Here is a 21,718-nt window from a genome sequence, read left to right on the forward strand (position 1 = left end):
CTTCGGTGGACGCTTGCGTCGCCGGGGCCGCGGTTGTGCTCCCGGCGGTTGGGGACGGCGCTTCGGTGGATGCGTACGCCGCCTCTGCTGCGGTTGTGGCCCCGGCCGCAATGACCGGCGCCCCCGTGGACGCCTGCGCCCCCACGGCCGCCGCCGGGCCCCCGGCCGTCAGCCACCGCGCGCCCGGTGCCGGGGCCGTCCGCCGAACGCCCTCGCGCTCCCCCCGGTTCGTCGCTCTCGGTGACTCCCTCACCGAAGGCGTCGGCGACCGCGTCGGTGACCACTGGCGCGGATGGGCCGCTCTGCTCGCCTCCGGGATCGGGTGCGGCGACGCGCCAGCCGTATTCCGGAATCTCGCCGTGAGCGGGGCGCTCACCCGGGACGTCGCCGAGCGGCAGACCCCCGAGGCGCTGGCGTTCGAAGCCGACATCGCCGCCGTACTGGTCGGGGTCAACGACACCCTGCGCCGCACCTTCGACATCGAGGACATGGCCCGCCAGCTCGATGCCGTGTGCAAGCAGCTGGTGGCCCGCGGCACCGTGCTGCTGACCGCTTGTCTGCCCGACCCCGGCAGCATGCTCGGGCTTCCCGTGCCGCTGGCCCGCCCGCTCGCCAGGCGTCAGCGGGCGGTCAACGCCGTCGTGCACGCGCTGTCCGACCGCTACGGCGCCGTACATCTGCATACCGCCGACGCCGCCTGGGTCGCCGACCGGTCCATGTGGAGCGCCGACCGGCTGCATCCGGGCGAGCGCGGGCACCGGATGATCGCCCGGCGCTTCCACGAGCTGCTGGCCGAGCGCGGACTCGCCCACGGCACCGCGCCCGGCGGCGAACCCGAGCAGTCCCCGCCGAGCCGGACCGCGTCCGTGCTGTGGCTCGCCACGGCCGGCACCGCGTGGGTGGCGCGCCGCTGCACCGACCTGCTGCCGCAGCTGATGCGGTTGGCGGGCGCGGAGGTTCGCCACTGGGCCCGCGGCACCAGCGCGCGCCTGGACCTGAGCGCCGAACACGCGCTCTCCGCGGCGCTGGCCGCCGTGTCACTGGACGGTCCCCTTGCCAGAATGGGGGAATGAGCGGGCGCTGGGAGTTCTGGATCGACCGTGGCGGCACCTTCACCGACGTCGTGGGCAGACGCCCCGACGGACGGCTCGTGACCCGGAAACTGCTCTCGCACAACCCGGAGCGGTACCGGGACGCGGCCGTCGCCGGGATCCGGCTGCTCCTCGGCCTGGGGCAGGACGAACCCGTCCCGGCCGACCGCGTCGACAGCGTGAAGATGGGCACGACCGTCGCCACCAACGCCCTCCTCGAGCGGCGCGGCGAGCCGACCGTCCTCGTCATCACCGAGGGATTCCGGGACGCGTTGCGCATCGCGTACCAGAACCGGCCCAGGCTCTTCGACCGCCGGATCCTGCTCCCGGAGGCGGTGTACGAGCGTGTCATCGAGGTCCCTGAACGCGTCGACGCCCACGGCGAGAGAATCCGCCCGCTCGACCTGGCCGCTGTCACGGAGGAGTTGAAGGCCGCCCGCGCCGACGGCTTCCACGCCGCCGCCGTCGTGCTGCTGCACGGCTACCGTCACCCCGCCCACGAGACGAGCATCGCCGACGAGGCCCGCGCGCTCGGCTTCACACAGGTCAGCTGCTCCCACGAGGTCAGCCCACTGATCAAACTGGTGCCGCGCGGCGACACCACCGTCGTCGACGCCTACCTCTCGCCGATCCTGCGACGCTACGTCGACGAGGTCGCGGCCGAGCTCGACGGCATCCGCCTGATGTTCATGCAGTCCAACGGCGGACTGCGCGAGGCCGCCCACTTCCGCGGCAAGGACGCTGTGCTTTCCGGCCCGGCCGGCGGTGTGGTCGGCATGGCCCGGACCGCCGAACAGGCGGGATTCGGCCGGGTCATCGGCTTCGACATGGGCGGCACATCCACCGATGTGTCGCACTACGCGGGCGAGTTCGAGCGCGAGCTCGGCACCCAGGTCGCGGGCGTACGGATGCGCGCTCCCATGATGAACATCCACACCGTCGCGGCCGGCGGCGGCTCCGTCCTCCACTTCGACGGCCGCCGCTACCGCGTGGGACCCGACTCCGCCGGCGCGGTGCCCGGCCCCGCCTGTTACCGCCGCGGCGGCCCCCTCACCGTCACCGACGCCAATGTGATGCTCGGCCGCATCCAGCCCGGCCACTTCCCCACGGTCTTCGGCCCGGACGGCGATCAGCCGCTGGACGCCGACACCGTGCGCGAACGCTTCACCGAACTGGCCGGGGAGGTAGCCAAGGAGAGCGGCACGAACCGCACCCCCGAGGAGGTCGCGGCCGGTTTCCTGGAGATCGCCGTCCTCAATATGGCGAACGCTGTCAAGAAGATCTCCGTTCAGCGCGGACACGACATCACCCGCTACGCCCTCACATCCTTCGGCGGCGCGGGCGGCCAGCACGCCTGCGCCGTCGCCGACGCCCTCGGCGTCAACACCGTCCTCGTGCCGCCGCTGGCCGGGGTGCTCTCCGCGTACGGCATCGGGCTCGCCGACGCCACCGCCATGCGCGAGCAGTCGGTCGAGGCCGAACTGGACGAGGCCGCCCTCGGACGCGTACGCACACTCTGCGACGAACTCGCCGTCCGAACCCGCGCCGAACTGCGCGCCGACGCTGTCCCCGACGCCGCGATCAGCACGCACGCGCGCGTGCTGCTCCGCTACGCGGGCACGGACGCCAGTCTGCCCGTGCCGCTGGACAGCGTCAGAGCCATGAAGGAGGCATTCGAAACGACCCACCGTGCGCGCTACGCGTTCACCATGGACAAGCCGCTCGTCATGGAGGCGGTCTCCGTCGAAGCGGTGGGGACGGCGGGGGAGCACGGGGCGTACATCGTGGACGAGACCGCGGGCGAAGGGGAGTTCACTCCCCGCGCCGTGGTGCGGATGTTCGTCGACGGTGAGCGGCGTGAAACGCCCCTGTACCGGCGGGCGGACCTGCGCCCCGGCGACGCCGTGGAGGGGCCCGCGATCATCGCCGAGGCCGACGCCACCACCGTGGTCGATCCCGGCTGGCGCGCGGCCGCCGACGAGAGCGGGCATCTGCTGCTGACGCGCGTGCGGCCCCGCCCGGGCCGGGTCGCCGTCGGCACCGATGTCGACCCCGTCCTCCTGGAGGTCTTCAACAATCTCTTCATGGCCATCGCCGAGCAGATGGGCGTACGCCTGGAGAACACCGCCCACTCCGTCAACATCAAGGAGCGGCTCGACTTCTCCTGCGCACTTTTCGACGCGGACGGCAATCTGATCGCCAACGCGCCCCACATTCCCGTACATCTCGGCTCGATGGGCGAGTCCATCAAGGAGGTGCTGCGCCGCAACGAGGGCGTGATGCGGCCGGGCGACGTGTACGCGATCAACGACCCGTACCACGGCGGCACCCACCTCCCCGATGTCACGGTCGTGACGCCCGTGTTCGAGGACGATGAGCTGCGCTTCCTGGTGGCCTCGCGCGGCCATCACGCCGAGATCGGCGGCATCACCCCCGGCTCCATGCCAGCCTTCAGCCGCACCGTGGACGAGGAGGGTGTGCTCTTCGACAACTGGCTGCTCGTACGGGACGGGCAGCTGCGCGAGGCCGAGACGCGGGAGCTGCTGACGACCGCCCCCCACCCGTCCCGCGCGCCCGACACCAACCTCGCCGACCTGCGCGCCCAGATCGCCGCCAACGAGAAAGGGATCGCCGAACTGCGCCGGATGGTTGACCAGTTCGGACTCGATGTCGTCCAGGCCTATATGCAGCATGTACGGGACAACGCCGAGGAGTCTGTGCGCCGCATCGTCGCCGGACTGAGCGACGGCTCGTATCGCTACGAGACCGACGGAGGGGCGGTCATCCAGGTGTCGCTGAGCGTGGACCGTGACGCGCGCAGCGCCGTCATCGACTTCGCCGGCACCTCGCCGCAGCAGCCCGGCAACTTCAACGCTCCCAAGTCCGTGGTGATGGCGGCGGTGCTGTACGTGTTCCGGACGCTCGTTGCCGACGACATTCCGCTCAACAGCGGCTGCCTGGAGCCACTTGAGGTGCGGGTGCCGGAGGGTTCGATGCTCGCGCCCGTACACCCGGCGGCGACCGTCGCGGGCAATGTGGAGACCTCGCAGGCCGTCACGGGCGCGCTGTACGCCGCGCTCGGCGTCCAGGCCGAGGGCTCGGGCACGATGAACAACCTGACCTTCGGCAATGACCGAGTCCAGTACTACGAGACGGTGGCCAGCGGCTCCGGCGCGGGCGACGGCTTCGACGGCGCAGACGCCGTACAGACCCATATGACCAACTCACGGCTCACCGACCCCGAAGTGCTGGAGTGGCGCTACCCGGTGCGGGTCGACGCTTTCGCCGTACGGGAGGGCAGCGGCGGCCGGGGGCGCTGGAACGGCGGCTGCGGAGTCGTCCGCAAGATCCGCTTCCTGGAGCCGATGACGGTGGCGCTGCTCACCGGGCACCGCCGCGTCGCGCCGTACGGCATGGCGGGCGGCGAGGCGGGCGCGCTCGGCAGGAACCTCGTGGAGCGGGCGGATGGAAGCGTGAGCGAGCTGCACGGCGTGGACTCGGTGGACGTCGGCCCCGGCGATGTGCTGGTGATGCACACACCCGGCGGCGGGGGTTACGGGACGCCCGAGTCGTAGCCGGCGGACCGGGCGGAGCGGACCGGGACGAAACGCACCGGCGTGCCGGGCACGGCCTGTGCCGCCGCCGCGAGATCCCGCTCGTCGACCACGGCGAGGACCGGATAGCCGCCGGTGGTGGGGTGGTCGGCGAGAAAGACCACCGGGCAGCCGTCCGGCGGCACTTGGACGGCCCCCAGCACCATGCCCTCGCTGGGGAGTTCGCCTGGCAGGGCGCGTTCCAGGCACGGCCCTTCGGTACGCAGCCCGATGCGGTTGCTCGCGGAGGAGACCCGGTACGCGGCCCGGGTCAGGGTGTTCAGCGCCGCGTCCGTGAACCAGTCGGCGCGCGGCCCGAAACGCACCCGCAGCACCAGTTCCGCCGGCGGGGCGGGCCACGGCACGCCGCCGTCCAGCCGGGCCGGCGGACCGGCCGGCTTCCCGAGCGGCAGGACCGAGCCGTCCGTGAGGGGCGGCGGGCCGAGCCCCGAGAGCAGATCGGTGGAGCGGCTGCCGAGCGCCGGATCGACCGCGATCCCGCCGGCGAACGCCACATAGCTGCGCACGCCGCGCACCGCCGGCCCCGCCTCCAGCAGCGAGCCGGCGGCAATCCGTACCGGCGCGCCCCACGCCACGGGCCGCCCGTCGACCGTGACGGAGCACGGCGCGCCGCCCACCGCGACGGTCACCGCGCAACGCGGCCGCAGGACACAGCCGTTGAGCGTGGTCTCCAGAACCGCCGCCCTCGGGGGGTTGCCCACCAGCCGGTTGACGAGACCGGCCGACTGCGGGTCGAGCGCCCCGGAGCGCGGCACCCCCAGATGGGCATGCCCGGGCCGCCCCAGATCCTGCACAGTGGTCAGCGCCCCGGCCCGTACGACGGCGAAGGCCCGGTCGGTCATCGGCGGATCCCGGCCCGCTCAGGCACAAAGCGCACCCGCGTCCCCGGTGAGAGCAGCGCGGCGGACTCCCGCGCCGGATCCCACAGCACCGTGTCCGTCGTCCCGATCAGCTGCCAGCCACCAGGGGACGAGCGGGGATACACCCCGGTGTACGGACCGGCCAGGGCGAGCGACCCGGCCGGGACGGAGGTGCGCGGGGTGGCCCTGCGCGGGACCGCGTACCGCTGCGGAAGCCCCGTCAGATAGCCGAAACCGGGCGAGAACCCGCAGAAGGCGACCCGGAATTCAGCGGCCGAATGGATCCGTACGACCTCCTCCTCCGGCACCTGCCACAGGGCCGCGACATCCGCCAGATCGGGCCCGTCGTAACGCACCGGAACCTCGATCGCGTCCTGCACGCGCGCGTGGAGCGCCGGAATGTCCCACTGAGCGAGCTCACGGGCGAACCGCTCAGGCCCGTCGAGCCCGTCCAGGAGCACCGTTCGAGCGGCGGGGACGATCTCCCGGATCGCGGGAAGGAGGCCCGCGGCGCGCCGGCGCAGCAGTTCGGCATGGAGCGCGCCGGCCTCGTCCCCGTCGGTCAGCTCGACGAGGAGGGCCCGGTCGCCGACCGGAAGTGCCCTCATACGAAGGCCTCCACGCGGACCCCGACGGTCTCCAGCTCCTGCCGCACCCTACGGGCGAGCGTGACGGCCCCCTCGGTGTCGCCGTGCAGACAGAGCGAGCGGGCGCGCACCGCGACCGACCGTCCGCAGCGCGAGGTGATCACCCCGAACCGCGCCATGCTGACGGACCGCTCGACGACCGCGGCCGGGTCGCTGAGCACCGCGCCGTCCTGCCCGCGCGGCACGAGCGTGCCCTCCGCGGTGTACGCGCGGTCCGCGAACGCCTCGGTGACGACGGGCAGTCCGGCCTTCTCCGCCATGGTGTGCAGCTTCGATCCCGGCAGCCCGAGCAGCGGCAGCCGCTCGCCCGACAGCAGTACGCCTTCGACGACGGCCGCCGCCTGCTCCTCGTCGTGGACCACCCGGTTGTACAGAGCGCCGTGCGGTTTCACGTACGAGACACGTGACCCGGCAGCCCGGGCGAAGATCTCCAACGCCCCTATCTGATAGGCGATCTCGGCGGCCAGCTCGTCGGGTGGAACGTCCATGGAACGCCGTCCGAAGCCGGCCAGATCGCGATACGAGACCTGGGCGCCGATCCGCACCGAGCGGTCCGCCGCCAGCTCGCAGACCCGACGCATGGTGACCGCGTCCCCGGCGTGGAAGCCGCAGGCGACATTGGCGCTGGTGACGACAGACAGCAACTGTTCGTCGTCGGTCAGCCGCCAGCGGCCGAAGCCTTCGCCGAGGTCGGCGTTGAGATCGATCGACGCCCAGGTCATGTGCTCCTCATTCCTGCTTCGCCTCAAGCCACGCGGTACTGCTCGTCGCGGGCGTCCGTGATGAACATCTGCCCCGGCGCGTGCGTGATCGCGAACGGCGGCCGTGAGGCCGTCACGGCGGCCTGCGGCGTGACCCCGCACGCCCAGAACACCGGCACGTCACCCGGCTCGACGTCCACCGGGTCGCCGAAGTCGGGACGGCCGAGGTCCTGGATGCCGAGTTGTGCCGGGTCACCGCTGTGCACAGGGCCGCCATGCATCGCCGGCATCAGGGCGCTGTGACTGATCGCCGTGTCGAGGTGCTCGGGCGGCACGGGGCGCATCGACACCACTATGGGCCCGTGCAGCCGGCCGGCGGTGCGGCAGAGCCGATCGGTCACGTACATCGGGACATTGCGGCCCTGCTCGACATGGCGCATCGGAACCCCGGCCTCGGACAACGCCCACTCGAAGGTGAAGCTGCAGCCGAGCAGGAACGACACCAGGTCGTCGCGCCAGTGCGCCACGACGTCTGTTGGCTCGTCGACGAGTTCGCCGTGCTCCCACACGCGGTAGCGGGGGAGATCGGTGCGCAGATCGGCGTCGGGGGCGAGCGGCGTCGACCAGGAACCGGCGTCGGTGACGTCGAGCACCGGACAGGGCTTCGGATTGCGCTGGCAGAACAGCAGCATGTCGTACGCCCAGTCGGCGGGGACCGAGATCAGGTTCGCCTGTGTGTGGCCGGGAGCCAGGCCGGCGGTCGGCCCGGTCACCCCGGAACGGAACTGCTTGCGGGCCTCGCCGGGCGTCCAGGTGTGCCCGTCGACGCGCGCCATGGGGGTCCCTGGCCGGTACTCCGCCCGGTTCCTCGTCCCGTCCTTCATCCGGTACTCCGTCCCGTCCTTCGTCCCGTCCTTCGTCCGGTTCACAGCAGCTCCTTGCCACGCGTCTCGGGCAGGCCGAGCAGCGCCACCACTGCGAGCCCGTAGCCGACGGCACCAAGGACGAGCGCGCCGCCGACTCCCCAGCTGTCGGACAGGAAGCCGACGAGGGTGGGCAGGAACGCGCCCACGCCACGGCCGCAGTTGTATGTGAAGCCCTGGCCGGTGCCGCGAACGGCGGTCGGGTAGAGCTCGCTGAGGAATGATCCGAAGCCGCTGAAGATCGCGGACATGCAGAAGCCGAGCGGGAAGCCCAGGACCAGCAGCAGACCGTTGGCCCCCGAGGGGATGTTGGTGTAGGCGAGAATCCCGATCGCGGACAGCACGGCGAAGAGAACGATGTTCTTCTTCCGGCCGATCCGGTCCGACAGATAGCCCCCGGTGAGGTAGCCGATGAAGGCGCCGGAAATCAGGAAGGTCAGATAGCCGCCGGTGCCGACGACGGTGAGCCCCCGCTCGGTCTTGAGATACGTCGGCACCCAGGTCGCGAGCGTGTAGTAGCCGCCCTGGACGCCCGTGGAGAGCAGCGTCGCGAAGAACGTTGTGCGCAGCAGGTCCTTCTTGAAGATCGCGAGGAAGGAGCCGCGTTCGGTGCTCGCGGTGCGACGCGCGGCCGCCTCAGGCGCGTCGCTGACATTCCGCCGTACGTAGATCACCAGCAGGGCGGGCAGCGCACCGGTCCAGAACATCACGCGCCAGGCGGTGTCGGCGTCGAGGAACTGGAAGACCAGGGTGTAGACGATGACGGCGAGCGCCCAGCCGGCCGCCCACGCGCTCTGCACGGCACCGAGGGTGCGGCCGCGGTGCTTGGCACTGGCGTACTCCGCGACCAGGATCGCGCCGACGGCCCACTCGCCGCCGAAGCCCAGGCCCTGAAGGGCCCGGAAGACAAGCAGCGTCTCGTAGTTGGGGGCGAAGCCGCACAGGACGGTGAACACCGCATAGGTGATCACCGTGAGCATCAGCGCCTTCACCCGGCCGATCCGGTCGGCGAGGATGCCGGCGCCGGCGCCGCCCACCGCGGAGACGACCAGGGTGACGGTGGTGAGAAGTCCGGTCTGTCCGTTGTCGAGACTGAAGTACGCGGCTATCGCCACCATGCTGAGCGGCAGCGTGAAGTAGTCGTAGGAGTCGAGGGCATAGCCGCCGAACGCACCGCCGAAGGCGCGGCGGCCGCGGGGACCGAGCGCCTTCAGCCATGCGAACGCGCCGGTGTCCTCGGGGAGTTCGCCCTGCTTCGACTGTGCCTGGGTCGTACTCATCTGCACCTCGCAGAGGGGGGAGGGGTGCTGTCGAGACTGTGCGGTGACGCCAAGCTAGGGGATTGTTGAACGATCCGACAAGAGTCATGTCGGGTCTTTCTTGCTTCTGGCTTCTACGATGGAGTTCGCGCGTCGGCGAGAGCGGCCGGCGAGGGAGAGAGGGCGTTGTGGGGACGACGGAGCCCGAGATCGGCGGACTGGCGGACGACCGCCCGCTGTTGGGCCGCACCAGCACTGCGGAACGAGTCGCGGACATCCTGCGCACCCGCATCGCGGAGGGCTACTTCCCGCCGGGGGAACGCCTGTCGGAGGACAGCATCGGCAGGGCGCTCGGCGTCTCGCGCAACACTCTGCGGGAGGCGTTCCGGCTGTTGACACACGAACGGCTGCTCGTACACGAGCTCAACCGCGGGGTGTTCGTGCGGATGCTCGCCGTTCAGGACGTCGTGGACATCTACCGCACCCGGCAGTTGGTCGAATGCGCCGTCGTGCACGGGCTCGGAGAGCCGCCGTACGCGCTGGAGCAACTGGACGCGGCCGTGGCGGGCGGCGAGCGGTCGGAGCGCGAGCGTGACTGGAAGGGCGTCTCCACGGCCAACATTCACTTCCACCGCGAACTCGTCGCCCTGGCCGGCAGCGCCCGCACGGATGAGCTGATGCGCAGCGTGCTGGCCGAGCTGCGGCTGGCATTCCATGTGGTGGACGACCCGCGGCGGCTGCACCAGCCCTATCTCGTACGTAACCGGGCGATTCTGGAAGCCCTGCGGGCCGGGGACCGGTCGGGCGCGGAGCGGCTCCTCGCGGACTACCTCGACGACTCACGCATGCAACTGGTCGAGAGGTACGCGCATCTCGTCGAGGAGGAGGACGAGGGCGAGGACGAGGACGGAGCGTAGCGGCGGGGACGGTTCGGGCCGGGATGGTCCGGGCGGACCTGGGCACGGCGGGCGGGATGGGTCGGGCGGACCCGGACCCGGACCTGGGCGTGGACCTGGGCGCGGCGCGCCGAGCGGGACGGAACGCAGCGGGGCGGGGATGGTTCGGGCCGGGACGGTCTAGGCGGACCTGGGCTCGGCGGGCCGGTCACTCTGCGCCGTTTCGACCGTTGTCAGTGCGAGGACCTAATCTGTGCAACGTGACTTCGCCTGCCTCGACGGACTTCGTTCCGCCCCAGCTCAGCGCGGGGCCGCGGCCCGCGCGGGGCCCGGCCGCCGACGAAGGGCTCGCGCGGCGGCTGCGCGCGCTCGCGTGCACCGCGCCGCTGCACGACCTCGACACCCGCAAGGCGAATCTCGCGGGGGAGTACACCGTGTACGCGATGGCCGAGGTCGCTCTCGCGGCCATCGACCTCGTCACGCTGAACATGGACTTCGACACCGGCGCCGATCACGACCAGATAGTGGCGAGGCTGCTCCCGCGCGTCGCCGCCCAGGCCCCGCGGCGTCCGGTCGCCGAGCACGAGCGGGTCGCCCGCTGGGTCCTGGAGAACCTGATCAACGTCGGCAGCGTGGACCGCGGATTCCGCGCGGTGTACGGCACCTTCGGCCCCGACGGCGTCTACACACGGCGTGACTACGACTTCAAACTCATCGAGGAAGTGCCGGGATACGGCGGCAGCGTCTATCTGCGTACGACCGACGAAGCGGTCAACGTCCTGGTCGGCGCGCTCGACACGGACGTCACCAGCGCGCAGATCGCGGCCGAGGTGAAGCTGGAGGTTCTGATCAGCAGAGGTCGCCTCGCCGACGCCCAGCTCGCGGCCGAGCAGGCCAGATACCGCACCGTGCAGTACGCCGAGACGCTGCGCAGAACTCTGGAGGCGACCCGGCGCAATGTGCGCGCCGTCGACTGGCTCAACGCGGTGCCCGACATGATCGCCGAGGCGCTCGACCATGTCGCCGACCGTTACCGCCACGAGAACGCGATCCTGACGAACATCCGCAAAGCCCGTGACGAGGCGGAGGATCCCGAGCACAAGCGGCGCGCGGCCGAGCTGGTCGACATAGTCAAGGACTGCATCCGCCGCCACACCCAGCTCCAGTCCCGGTTGCTCGAGGCCGGCCCGCTCTTCCGCGCCGAACAGGACCGCCAGGCCTTCGCCCGCCCCACCGCCCGGACCGGGCTCGATCTGTACGGGCAGCTGGTCGCCCCGATCCTGCCGCTCCCCGTGCAGGCGGCGATCCGCGTCACGGACGCGTTCTTCGCCCGCGGGACCGGTTTGCGTACGCCGTCGTCCGTACGGGTCGGCGATCTGGTCGACATGCTGCTCACCCCGCCGATGGAGCGCGAACATCTGGGCGCGGAGATGCCCGAGCCGGATCTGATCGCGACGCCGGACGACAGCCGCTTCAGCGAAGGGCAGCTGGCAAGCGCGATGGAACTGCTCGACCTCGAGCACGACGCTCCGCGCCGCCTCTCGGGACTGCTCGCCGAGGCCCGCCGCCGAGATCCCGAACTGCCGTATCTGGTCGCCCTGCTGGCCATCCACGCGGCGAGCCCACCGGTCGGCACGGCCTACCGGCAGGGCGAGGAGCGGTTGCTGTTCGCCGTCGACGACGGCACGGAACTGGACGACCCGGAGTTCGGCGGAGCGGACCTGATCGTGGGGACGGCACTGCTGGACGCGGCCGGGATGGCGACGGCCCGCGCGGAGGCGGCGTGAGCACCAGTACCGGGGCTCCGCCCCGGACCCCGCCGGGGGCGCTGCCCCCGGACCCCCGCGCCTCAAACGCCGGCGGGGCTGATTATTCAGCCCGTCCGGCGTTTGAGGACACGCCCGAAGGGCGTACTGGGGTCTGGGGCGGAGCCCCAGTTCCAGGGCTGCCGCAGGCGCCGCCCTGCCGACGCAAGCAATTCCGCAGCAAGGAGAACCGCCAGTGAGTGACGACCACGCATCGACCACCGCGTGGAGCGACCGCGACCCGACCGGCCCGGCCGAGACGGCCTCATCGACCGCACCGGCCACCGCCACCGTCACCGTCACACCCGCCGACGCCGCCGACGCCGCCCGGCTCGTCTCCTTCGGGCTGCAGCCCAAGCTGCTGCCCGCACGCGACGCCGAATACGCCGAACTGCTGCGCCGTTACCGCGAAGAGACCGCCTTCACCCGCCTCGCCGACGCCATCGCCACCGGCCTCGGCCTCGTCGTCCTCGAAGTCTCCCCGCGCGCCGGCATGGCAGTCACCGCCGGCGAGGACTCCCTCTTCGCCGTCCGCATGGGCGACTACGCCCGCCGCGCGTCCGCCGACTCCGCGGACCGCTTCCTGCACGGCCTGGCCCATCTCGCCGTCGCCGCCATGGCGTTCCCCCGCCCCGAGGACCTCGCCGACGACGGCTACATCGGCCGCATCACGGTCAACGGCGTCGACGCATTCGTCCGCCAGGCCTGCCGCCGCCTGGAGGAGCGTGCCGACGCGCAGGGCGAGAACACCGACCCCGCCACCGACGCCCCCGGCCTTGAGGCCGCTTGGCGGATCTACGCACGCCGCAGCGCCACCGGCGCCACCAAGGACGCGCGGCGCCTCGCCGGATCCACCACCGGCATCGTCGGCAAAGCGGTCGCCTTCCTCATGGACTCCGGCTTCCTTCAGCGCACCGGTGACGACGCGGGAGGCGCGTACCGCACCACCGCCCGCTACCAGCTGCAGGTGCGCGACATGGCGGGCAGCGCGGCCATGGCCGAGCTCATCGAGCTCGGCGTCGTGCCGGTCAGCGACGGCACCGCCACGCTCGTGCCGCCGCCCGACGCGGACGACCTGGAGCTGGCCGCCGACGCCGGCTTGCCCTTCCACGCCTGATTCCCACCCCCTGCCAACTACGAGAGTCCGCCGCCATGTACGAGCTGTCCCGGGTCCGCCTCCACTCCATCGGGCCTGCCGGTGCGCGCTATGCCGACACCGTGCTGGACCTGCGCGGAGTCGGCGAGCCCGTGCCGCACCCCGCGCCCGCACAGGCGGAGTTCTTCGAGGAGGAGCCGGTCGGCCCGCCGCGCCGCCCCGCGCCCGCCGGCGTGCTCTTCCTGGAGAACGGCGGCGGCAAGTCCGTACTGCTGAAGTTGATCTTCTCGGTGATGCTGCCCGGCCACCGCAACACTCTCGGCGGCGCCAGCTCCGGCGTACTGCGCAAGTTCCTGCTCGCCGACGACTGCGGACATGTCGCCCTGGAATGGCAGCACACGCTCACCGGTGAGCTTGTGGTGGTCGGCAAGGTCAGTGAGTGGCGGGGGCGTCAGGTCTCGGGCGACCCGCGGAAGTTCGCGGAAGCCTGGTACTCCTTCCGGCCGGGGCCGGGGCTCAGCCTCGACTCGCTGCCGGTGGCCGAGTCGACCGCTGTCCGTCCGCCCGTCGAGGGCGCGTCGGGCGCGCGGGGCCGCCGCCGCACGATGAAGGGGTTCCGGGACGCCATCACCGAGGCGGGCAAGGCGTATACGCACCTGGAGGTGTACTGGGAGGAGATCCACGACCGCTGGAACGAACACCTCGGCGATGTGGGCCTCGATCCCGAACTGTTCCGCTACCAGCGGGAGATGAACTCGGACGAGGGCGAGGCGGCCGGGCTCTTTGCCGTCAAGAAGGACTCCGACTTCACCGATCTGCTGCTGCGGGCCGTCACCGACACACGCGACACGGACGGACTCGCCGACCTCGTCAGCAGCTTCGGCAACAAGCTCGGCCGCCGCGCCGAACTCACCGCGGAACGCGACTTCACGGCCGGCTCGGTCGATCTGCTCGGCCGGATCGTGGAGGCGGCCGAGGCCCGCACCAGAGCCCGGGACATCCACACGGGCGCCGAGCGCCGTACCCGCACGCTGGCCCGCCGGCTCTCCGCGCGTGCCGCTCAGGAACGCGGCCGTACGGCTGACCTCGCCCAGCAGGTCACCGCCGCCGCGCACACGGTGACCGCGGCCGAGCAGGCCCGCGGCCGCAGTTCGCTGATCGCCGCGGAACTGGCCTACCGGCACGCCTCGCTGGCGCTGACGGTCGCGGAGAAGGGCGCAGCGGCGCAGCGGCGTGAGCTGGCCGACGCGCGTACGCTGCACTCCGCCTGGCAGGCCGCCGAGGCCGTACTGCGCCACCGCGCCGCCGCCGACCGCTCCGCACGCGTCGCCGCGGCGATCCGCGAGGCCGAACGCGACGCCGCCCCGGCGCTCGCCGCTCGCGCCAAGGCCGCCGCCGACCTTGTCCGCGCACTGCACTCGGCAGCGGAGGCGGGCGAGCGGGTGGCCAACGAGGAGGAGGAGCGCTCCGCGGCGCTCCAGGACACGGGCGAGGCCGCCCACCGCGACGCGACGGCCGCCGCCACCCAGGCGCAGCGCGCCCGCAGCGAGATCGGCCACCTGCGGCAGCGGCTGAGCGAGGTCGAGCAGGAGACGGCCGAGGCGGTACGGGCGGGCTGGCTCGACGACACCGCACCCGACGCCGACCCCGCCCGGGCGGCGCTGGCGGCCAGCGACGCGGAGAAAACGGCGGTCGCGGCGTGGGACACGGCCCGCGAGACCGCCCGCACGACGGCGGACCACGCCCGCGATGCTGCCGCGGCGGAGGCCCGCACGGAACTGGCGGCGGCTCGCGCGTCGGATGCGGCGGGGGCCGCGGAGAACGCGTACGAGGCGGAGCGCCGCTCGGCGGACTCGATCGCCGGTGACGATCGCCTGGCGGAACTGCTGAGTCTGCCGCCGACGCCGCGTACGGCGGTGCCGTCGCCCCGGCGGGGGAGGGTGGCGGCGGCCGGGCATGGGCCCGGGGGAGTGCGCGCCGGGGTGGCTGAGGCGGGGTCTGCTGCCGACGGCGGTACGGACGGGCTCGAGCCGTCAGGGCCCGGTGCCCCCGCGGCGCCGGGCCCTGACCGGGCGGATCGTACGGGCGAGGTGCCCGACCCGTCGCAGGCGGGAAGCGAGGCGGTGTCCGGTGGCGGGGACGGTGGCGGGGCCAACCCCCCAGCGCCCGAGCTCGCGCAGGCGGGCGGCGAGGCGGCGGCCTCGGACGGCGGGGACGGTCGGCCGCTTCCTCTCGGCGACAGGTCCGGTCCGGCGCAATCGGGCAGCGACGCCGCCTCCGACGCGGCCCCCGGTGCCGGCGACGTCGGCCGGCCGGGCTCCGCCGAGGGCGGGGCCCGCGCCGGGTCCTCCGGCGCGTCGGTCGGCAGCGCGCGTGGCGCGGCCGGCGACGCGGCCGACCCCGCTCACAGCACTCCGCACGCGGACTCCGGCAGCGGACAGGCACACCACGCCGGCAACGCGGCCGGCACCGCCACCCCTCTCCGCAGCACCGAAGGGCCCCTCACCGCCGAGGAGTTGGACAGGTACGCCGACGAGCTGCGGGAGCTGCTCGACCAGGGCGTCGCCTCCGCCGAGCGGCAGCTCTTCGACCTGCGGACCGCCGCCGCCGACGACGCCCGCATCCTTGGCGCGCTCGGCGACGGCGGGCTGCTGCCCCCGGGGCCCGATGTCCTCGCCACCGTCGAGTACCTCGGCGAGCACGGCATCCCCGCGCTCCCCGGCTGGCGTTACCTCGCACAGGCCGTCGACCCGGCCGACCACGCCGCCGTGCTGGCCGCGCGGCCCGAGCTCGTCGACGGTGTGGTGATCACCGACCCCGCCTCGCATGCCCGCGCACGCGAAGTGCTCGGCGGAGCCGCACTGTTGCCCCGGTCCGCCGTGGCCGTCGGCACGGCCGCCGCGCTGCTCGCGCCCGTGCCGCGACCCGGCACCGGCGGCGCCGACGACGGGTACCGGGACGTATTCCTCGTACCGCCGAACCCGGCCATGCACGACGAGCACGCGGCCGACGAGGAGCGGCAGGCACTGCGGGCCAGGGCGGCCGCGCGGGACGAGGAGATCCGTACGCTCGCCGCCCGGCTGGCCGGGGACCGCGCAATCGCCGCGCGGCTCGGCTCGTGGCGCGCGGACTGCCCGCCCGGGATGCTCGCCGAGCTCGCGCAGGGCGCCCAGAGCGCCCGCGAAGCCGCCGAGGAGGCCCAGTCGGCGCTCGCCGAAGCCCGCACCGTACGCGCCGAGGCGGACGAGGCCGCGGCCGACACCGCCCGGGTGCGCGACGAGCGCCAGGACACGGCCCAGCGCGCCCGCCGCGCCGCAGACGCCCTCGCGGGGCTCGCCTTCCGGCTCCGCGAGCGCGCCGGCTGGCAGGTGAAACTGCGCGAACTTGCCGACGAGGCCGCCGAGTCCGAGGCCCGCGCCACGACCTGTCTGGAGCGCGCGAAAGCCGCTGACGAGGACCGCCGGGCCGCCCAGCGCGCCGGCGACGACGCCCGTCGTACGGCCCGCGCGCTGCGCGCCGAGCGCGCGGAGATCGCCGGTGCCCCGGAGCACCTGCCAGAAGTGGACGCGGACACTCCGCGCACCGCGCTGCCCGCCCTGCGTGAGGCGTACCGGGCCGCATCCCAGCTGTACGAGAAGGTGGGCGTCGGCGCCGACCTGCGCGCCGAACAGGCCCGTGCCGAGAGCGACGAGAGCGCCGCCCTCACCGAGCTCGACAGGCTCACCAACAAGGTTCGCACCCGCGCCGCCCAGCTCCTGGAGGGCACGGACGGCGCCGACGGTCCGTCCCGCCAGGCCGCGACCGCCCGCGCCGAGTCGCTCGTACAGCTGCTGGAGTCGCGCGCGTCGGAGGCCAGCGAGAAGCTGGGCCGCCTCCGTGGCGAGGCCGAGCGGCTGGCTCCCTCCCCGGGCCTTCGGCACGGGGGACCCCACGGAGAGTCGCACACCGACCTTCCCGAGGAGTTGGTCCCCGCCGACGCCGAACAGGCCCAGGCCCTGCTGCGTACCGCCACCGCCGAACTGGCGGCCCGGACAGACGAGTTGGAGCAGGCCCGCGCCGCCCACGCCGGCCTGCTCCAGGCGCATCGCGTCGCCGAGGACGCGGTGGGCGGCTTCGACGAGACCGCCGCGCTCCTGCGCGACCTGCTGCGGGAGCACCACGACGACGCGCCCGACGCGCAGGAGGCGCCCGAGGCGTACCCGGGTGCCCTGGAGGAGGCGCGGCACTCGGCCGCCGAGGCCCGCCGGTCACTGCGCGGCTGCGCCACCGACCTGTCGGCGGCCGAGGCGGCCGTGCGGGAGGCGAGCGACATTCTCGTACGGCACGCCAACTCCACCCGGTACGAGCAGGTGCGCACCCCCGCGCGCCAGCAGATCCGGGAGCTGCCCGCCGCCGCGCTGCCGGAGCACGCGGCGAAGTGGGCGGAGGCCTTCGCGCCCCGGTTGCGGGTGCTGACCGACGAACTGGAGCAGCTGGAGCGCAACCGCGACACCATCGTCGACCGGCTGCGCGGCCTCGTGGACTCCGCACTGACGACGCTCCGTTCTGCACAGCGGCTCTCCCGCCTTCCCGATGGTCTCGGCGAGTGGTCCGGCCAGGAGTTCCTGCGGATCCGCTTCGAGGAGCCGGACCAGGCGACGCTCGCGGAGCGGCTGGGCGAGGTCATCGACGAGGCGACCCGCGCGGCCGTGAAGAAGAACTCCACCGCGGCGTACGGGGAGGGACGCCGGGACGGAATGTCCTTGCTGCTGCGCGGAGTTCAGGCCGCGCTGCAGCCCAGGGGCATCGCCGTGGAGATCCTCAAGCCCGACGCCGTGCTGCGCGCTGAGCGGGTCCCGGTCGGGCAGATGGGCGATGTCTTCTCCGGCGGCCAGCTGCTCACCGCGGCCATCGCGCTGTACTGCACGATGGCGGCTCTGCGCAGCAACGACCGCGGCCGGGACAGGCACCGGCATGCCGGCACGCTGTTCCTCGACAACCCGATCGGCCGGGCCAACGCGACGTATCTGCTGGAACTCCAGCGGGCGGTCTCGGATGCGCTGGGCGTCCAACTGCTCTATACGACTGGGCTCTTCGACACCACAGCCCTCGCCGAATTCCCGTTGGTCATCCGGCTGCGCAACGACGCGGATCTGCGGGCGGGACTGAAGTACATCAGCGTGGAGGAGCATCTGCGCCCCGGCCTGCCGCAGCAGGACTCGTCGGGCGAGGTGCACGGCGAGATCACGGCGACCCGGATGTTCAGGCGGACACCGGTCCCACCGGATCCAGCGGCGGCCGAATAGCCGTCCCCGGTGGATCGTTCGGGGCTTACGCCCGGCGGGTGGGGGCGCGGCGCCAGATGCAGGCCCCAGGTCCAGGCGCCAAGACCGGGCCGCAAGGCCAAGCTCCAAGCCCATGGTTCATGGTCATGGTTCAAGTCCAGGGCCCCCGCACCCCCGTTCACGCCTCCGACAGCCTCCCCCGGCCCCGGCCCCGTTCCCGTCGCCGTACCCGAGCACTCTCGCGCTCCGTCGCCCGCGCCGTGCGTCGTGCCAGGCGGCGTTCACGGCGCAGCTGCCGCGCTGTGCTGCTCGGTATGGACACCACGCCATTGCGCTGGTTCCACACCTGCCGGGTCACCCACACGTCCAGCACCGCCCACGTTGCCACCACCGTGCTGCCCACGCTGCTGAGTACCATCGGAAAAGCCAGCCAGGACCCGGCAAGCGTGCACAGAAACGCGATCACCGCCTGAGTCATCGTCAGCGACGCAATGATCACCGCGCGTACGGCGGCCGTGCGAACCGGATCAGCCATGCGCCGTCGCACTGCCGGCTCCTCCTCCCAGAGCAGCCGCGGAACATTCGCATCACTCGCCGCCCGCCCTGCGCCGCGACGCTCGTCCGTGTCCATGGACCTGTCACTCCCCTCTGTCCGACATCAGAGTGGGTGCCCGGATTCCGCTGCTCTACTCCGGCCCTCACCGCGAATGCGGACCGATGCCGAAACCGATGCGATGCGGCCCGGCGCGGTACGAACCCCCGTGCCCCCCGCACAGAATGACGATTGACCAGGCCGGATGATTCCCGCGAAGCGAAAATTTCCAGCCATCTGCGGCGGTCCGAAAAATGATGCGCCGCCATGCGCGGTCGCACGCCGCAGGGAATGCCATCTCCCCGAATACCAGGACAACCCGTGATCAAGACAACTGTCCTCGGCCGAAAATCGTCCGGACGTGCCTTCGAGTTGTCTGTGTGACAGTAGTAGGCTCACGCCGTTTGTTGACGGAACACCACCCGCACCGGGCGGGGTGATCAGGGGGAGGCCATGCGCTTTCGCGGGAAGTCAATCCGCCGGAAGATCGTGGCGTTGTTGCTGGTGCCGCTCGTCTCCCTCACTGCCCTGTGGGGCTTCGCCACCGTACTGACCGGCCGGGAGGCCGATCAGCTACTGGACGTCAGCTCGGTCGTCGAGAAAGTCGGCTATCCGGTCGCGGACGCTCTGGGTGTCGTCCAGAAGGAGCGCCGTCAGACGCTCATCTACCTGGCGGATCGCCGGGCTTCCGACGCCCTGCCCGTACTGCGCCGCCAACGCGAGGCCACCGACAAGGCCGTCGCCAAGATCACGGCGAATATGGAAAAGTCCGGAGTCCGGGACGACATGCAGCCCGACACGGCCCAGGAGCTGCGGTCGCTCATCGAGGGCCTCGACGGACTCGGCGCCCTGCGCCGCTCGGTCGAGATGGGCACCATCTCCCGCAATCAGGCCCTGGACTTCTACAACCGGATCGTCGACCCCGGCTTCAGCTTCCTGACAACGCTCCACGCCCTCAACGACGTCGGGATGGAACGCCAGGGCCGCGCCCTCGTCGGCCTCGTCCGCGCCATGGAAATGCTCTCCCGCGAGGACGCGCTGATCACCTCCTCGCTGACCACGGGCAAAATCACGGCCGACGACGTCCGGGCGCTCTCCGACTTCGTCGCGAACCGCAAGCTGTATTACGAGACCAACCTCGAGGTTCTGCCTGCCAAGGAACGCGAGATATACGAGCAGTACTGGCGCAGCCCTCAGACCGCGCCCCTGCGCGACGCCGAGGAACGCCTCATCACCGTGGGCGCCACGGCGAAGACGGGCGCCTCCGAAGCCGCACGCTGGCAGGCTGCCGCCACCCCCGTCCTCGACGACCTCGCCCGCGAGGCCAAGGAAGCGGGCGTCCGCCACCAGGACCGCGTCGAGCCCGCCGCGTACAGCGTCTTCGTCAAGGCCGGCATCGCCGGCGTACTGGGCTTCCTCGCCCTGCTGGTCTCGGTGATCGTGTCCGTACGCATCGGGCGCGACCTCGTCCGCGACCTCTCCCGGCTGCGCAAGGAGGCTCACGAGGTCTCCGGCGTACGACTGCCCAGCGTGATGCGCAGGCTCGCCGCGGGTGAACATGTCGACATCGAGACCGAAGCGCCGCGACTCGACTACGACAAGGACGAGATCGGGCAGGCGGGCCAGGCGCTCAACACCCTTCAGCGGGCCGCTGTCGAGGCCGCCGTCCGGCAGGCCGACATGCGCCGCGGAGTCTCAGAGGTCTTCGTCAACCTCGCCCGCCGCAACCAGGTTCTCCTGCACCGCCAGCTCACGCTCCTCGACACCATGGAACGCCGCACCGAGGACACCGAGGAACTCGCGGACCTGTTCCGCCTGGACCACCTCACGACTCGTATGCGACGGCACGCCGAGGGCCTGGTGATTCTCTCCGGCTCCGCGCCCTCCCGGCAGTGGCGCAAGCCGATCCAGCTGATGGACGTCGTGCGGGCCGCGGTCGCCGAGGTCGAGGACTACGAACGCATCGAGGTGCGCAGGCTGCCACGCATCGGAGTCGGCGGCCCCGCGGTCGCCGACCTCACCCACCTCATCGCCGAACTCCTCGAGAACGCCACGGTGTTCTCGCCCCCGCACACCGGCGTCCAGGTGCACGGCGAGCGGGTCGCCAACGGCTTCACCCTCGAAATCCACGACCGCGGGCTCGGCATGGCCCCGGAAGTACTGCTCGACGCCAACCTGCGGCTCGCCGAGACCCCTGAGTTCGAGCTCTCCGACACCGACCGGCTCGGCCTGTTCGTCGTCAGCAGGCTCGCCCAGCGGCAGAACGTCCGGGTCTCGCTGCAGCCTTCGCCGTACGGCGGGACCACCGCGATCGTCTTCATCCCCGCTGCCCTGCTCACTGAAGCCCCCGAGACCAAGGGCACCGGCTTCCGCCTCGACCGCAAGAGCGAGAGCGCGGCCGGGCGGCGCGGCGGCGACGGCAAGCTCTCGACGCTCTCCAAGGTACCCACCCAGCTCAGCGGCGCGGCGCTGCTCGACGGACCCGTCGAACTGGAGGCGCCAGTCGGCGCGTTGGGCTTCGAGGACCGGGCCGGCCTCGGCGGGGAGCGCCCCGGCCTCGGCGGTGTCGACCCGCTCGCCGACCTCGCCGACGTCGAGGACACGGAGAGCGAGCGCGGCGGGATCTTCCGCGGCCGGGCCCGCGACCGCCGCCGTCCGACCCCGGACGAGCAGCACCAACAGGCGCTGGACCCGGCGCCCGAGCGGAACTCCGGCCCCGTGCCGCTGCCCCGTCGCAAGCCGCCGACCCTGGTCACCGACCACGGCCGCAGGGTGGACGAACGGGGCCGCACCCACCCGGCCCCGGCCCGCGAGTCCGAGCGCGCCGCGCAGCAGCAAGAAGGTTCCCGTGCCGGGGAGCCCGAGCGTCCCGCGGAGCCCACAATCGCGCCGGCCCCGCAGCCGAGCCCTGGCCCATGGCCCGCGACCGCTCCGGAACCGCGCCCCGCGTCCTGGCCGGCGCCCGCACCC

13 protein-coding genes are annotated in these 21,718 nt (G+C 72.4%); 7 read left to right on the forward strand and 6 right to left on the reverse strand.

Annotated features, from left to right (window positions below):
- Window positions 1-110: 110 nt before the first annotated feature.
- The gene (locus J7E87_RS33260; protein WP_215098393.1) at window positions 111-1,073 is read left to right on the forward strand and encodes an SGNH/GDSL hydrolase family protein; all 963 of its coding nucleotides are present in this window, start codon (window positions 111-113) and stop codon (window positions 1,071-1,073) included.
- Window positions 1,070-4,666, forward strand: coding sequence for a hydantoinase B/oxoprolinase family protein (locus J7E87_RS33265; RefSeq protein WP_215098381.1), 3,597 nt, complete (start codon window positions 1,070-1,072; stop codon window positions 4,664-4,666). Before J7E87_RS33260 ends, J7E87_RS33265 begins: the two co-directional genes overlap by 4 nt.
- Here the strand turns inward: J7E87_RS33265 and J7E87_RS33270 are convergent.
- The 5 genes from J7E87_RS33270 to J7E87_RS33290 form a co-directional block, all read right to left on the reverse strand.
- The gene (locus tag J7E87_RS33270) at window positions 4,645-5,547 is read right to left on the reverse strand and encodes a biotin-dependent carboxyltransferase family protein (protein ID WP_215098382.1); all 903 of its coding nucleotides are present in this window, start codon (window positions 5,545-5,547) and stop codon (window positions 4,645-4,647) included. The genes J7E87_RS33265 and J7E87_RS33270 overlap by 22 nt on opposite strands.
- Window positions 5,544-6,173, reverse strand: coding sequence for a 5-oxoprolinase subunit PxpB (gene pxpB / locus J7E87_RS33275; protein WP_215098383.1), 630 nt, complete (start codon window positions 6,171-6,173; stop codon window positions 5,544-5,546). The genes J7E87_RS33270 and pxpB overlap by 4 nt, the downstream gene beginning before the upstream one ends.
- Window positions 6,170-6,934, reverse strand: coding sequence for a LamB/YcsF family protein (locus J7E87_RS33280; RefSeq protein ID WP_215098384.1), 765 nt, complete (start codon window positions 6,932-6,934; stop codon window positions 6,170-6,172). Before J7E87_RS33280 ends, pxpB begins: the two co-directional genes overlap by 4 nt.
- A gap of 23 nt (window positions 6,935-6,957) precedes the next feature.
- Window positions 6,958-7,749, reverse strand: coding sequence for a putative hydro-lyase (locus J7E87_RS33285; protein WP_251018374.1), 792 nt, complete (start codon window positions 7,747-7,749; stop codon window positions 6,958-6,960).
- Between the two features lie 89 nt (window positions 7,750-7,838).
- The gene (locus J7E87_RS33290; protein ID WP_215098385.1) at window positions 7,839-9,116 is read right to left on the reverse strand and encodes an MFS transporter; all 1,278 of its coding nucleotides are present in this window, start codon (window positions 9,114-9,116) and stop codon (window positions 7,839-7,841) included.
- A gap of 167 nt (window positions 9,117-9,283) precedes the next feature.
- Here J7E87_RS33290 and J7E87_RS33295 point away from each other — a divergent pair, with 167 nt between their 5' ends.
- The 4 genes from J7E87_RS33295 to J7E87_RS33310 all read left to right on the forward strand — a co-directional run bounded on the left by J7E87_RS33295 (window position 9,284) and on the right by J7E87_RS33310 (window position 18,177).
- Window positions 9,284-10,012 (forward strand): GntR family transcriptional regulator, encoded by a 729-nt coding sequence (locus J7E87_RS33295; protein ID WP_308313185.1) that lies wholly within the window; start codon window positions 9,284-9,286, stop codon window positions 10,010-10,012.
- A 239-nt stretch (window positions 10,013-10,251) separates the two neighbouring features.
- Window positions 10,252-11,778, forward strand: a complete 1,527-nt coding sequence (locus J7E87_RS33300) for a hypothetical protein (RefSeq protein ID WP_215098387.1) — start codon at window positions 10,252-10,254, stop codon at window positions 11,776-11,778.
- A gap of 214 nt (window positions 11,779-11,992) precedes the next feature.
- On the forward strand, window positions 11,993-12,913 hold the full coding sequence (locus J7E87_RS33305) for a hypothetical protein (protein WP_215098388.1): 921 nt from the start codon (window positions 11,993-11,995) through the stop codon (window positions 12,911-12,913).
- 35 nt (window positions 12,914-12,948) lie between these two features.
- A complete protein-coding gene (locus J7E87_RS33310; protein WP_215098389.1) occupies window positions 12,949-18,177 on the forward strand; it encodes a hypothetical protein in 5,229 nt (1,742 codons plus the stop codon).
- Between the two features lie 157 nt (window positions 18,178-18,334).
- On the opposite strand, the gene J7E87_RS33315 is transcribed toward J7E87_RS33310, so the two are convergent.
- Window positions 18,335-18,787 carry a hypothetical protein gene (locus J7E87_RS33315; RefSeq protein WP_215098390.1) on the reverse strand — a complete coding sequence of 151 codons (453 nt, stop codon included), beginning with the start codon at window positions 18,785-18,787 and terminating at the stop codon, window positions 18,335-18,337.
- A gap of 414 nt (window positions 18,788-19,201) precedes the next feature.
- Here J7E87_RS33315 and J7E87_RS33320 point away from each other — a divergent pair.
- A partial coding sequence (locus J7E87_RS33320) for a nitrate- and nitrite sensing domain-containing protein (protein WP_215098391.1) occupies window positions 19,202-21,718 on the forward strand: 2,517 nt, incomplete at its 3' end.

The organism is Streptomyces sp. ISL-1, assembly GCF_018614585.1.
In the GTDB taxonomy this organism is placed as follows: Bacteria; Actinomycetota; Actinomycetes; order Streptomycetales; family Streptomycetaceae; genus Streptomyces; species Streptomyces maoxianensis.